Genomic DNA, 1,255 nt, shown 5'->3' with positions numbered 1-1,255 from the left:
CACCCATTCTTTTTAAGTCAGCAGCGGTAATGACGGTAACACTTGCTCAACTTTTCTTAATATCTTCCAAAGTCTTAGTTGCCGTAGAAACATAAGTCTCTGCCTGTAGCCACTGTATTTCTTCTTGTAATGGCGATACGGATTGAGCAGGGGCTAATGTTTGGGAAAGTGCTGGTGCGCTAGCGGCGGCAAGAATAGCAAAGCTTATGTTTTGAAACTTTGAGCGGCGGATCATAGTGACTCCAAAATATTATTAGAATTGTCGTGGTTGATGACGTTATCTCTAGCGCGACACACCTTTCGGCGGCACGCTAGATTTTAACTATGGGAGAATGTATTGGTCTGGTTTCGCCCGCCTTCTTTAGAGGCATATAAGGCTTGGTCAGCTTGTTCAAGCCAGGTCATATAGTCGCTAGTGGCTTCAACAGCCTGACTAATTCCCAAGCTAATGGTAAATTTGATTGTTTTACCGTCATGAACAACTTCCATGGCTTCGATCTGTTTGCGAACACGTTCGCAGAAAACCATGGAATGTTCGGCATCGGTGTTACCAAGAATAACGCCAAACTCTTCACCACCGTAGCGGCCGGCAATATCAGTTTTACGAAGGTTATCCCGAAGTGCCTGAGAAACTTGCCTGATTACTTCATCGCCGGCTTGGTGACCATAGGTGTCATTTACCTTCTTGAAGTGGTCAATATCAAACATAATGACAGAGCAAGTCGTGTGATAGCGCTTATAACGGCTAAACTCTGCTTCTAGGCACTCTTCCCAATAACCTCGATTGTTTAGCCGAGTCAGGCGATCAGTTCGACTCAGCATTTCTAATTCAGAGTTCGCTCGTTCCAGTGCGTTCCGGTTCGCGGCAATATCAGTCACGTCATAGAGAATGATAGCGATATGGTTTACCGTTCCATCAGCAGATACCAAAGGTGAGATGGTCACGTTTTGGTACATGAATGGTTCTGTGCCGGTAATTGGGCGGTAGTTTTTGAATTTGAACAGATAAGGTCGCTGCTCCCAGGTCATAAAGGAGCGGTTTTTTAACATAAACACTGAATTAGATTTATGCTCTAGCCAATCTCTGGGCAAATCAGGGAATAAGTCAAAGAGATTCTTGTCTTTGGTCTGCAATGGAGTTATGCCGCTATGGCTCTCCATGAAACTGTTCCAAACTTTAATGCTAAAGTTGCGATCCAGTACCACGAGGCCGACATCGATGGTTTGCAGCATATCCATCAGCCAGTGAAATTCT

1 protein-coding gene is annotated in these 1,255 nt (G+C 44.8%); it reads right to left on the bottom strand.

What is annotated here, in order from left to right; all coding sequences use genetic code 11:
* Positions 1-318 precede the first annotated feature (318 nt).
* Positions 319-1,255, bottom strand: a 937-nt coding sequence (locus A3757_RS18995) for a diguanylate cyclase (RefSeq protein ID WP_231878324.1), incomplete at its 5' end; no start/stop codon positions are given.

This window comes from Oleiphilus sp. HI0117 (genome assembly GCF_001635235.1).
Note: the sequence above shows the minus strand (reverse complement) of the source record. Positions and strands in the feature narration are given on the sequence as shown.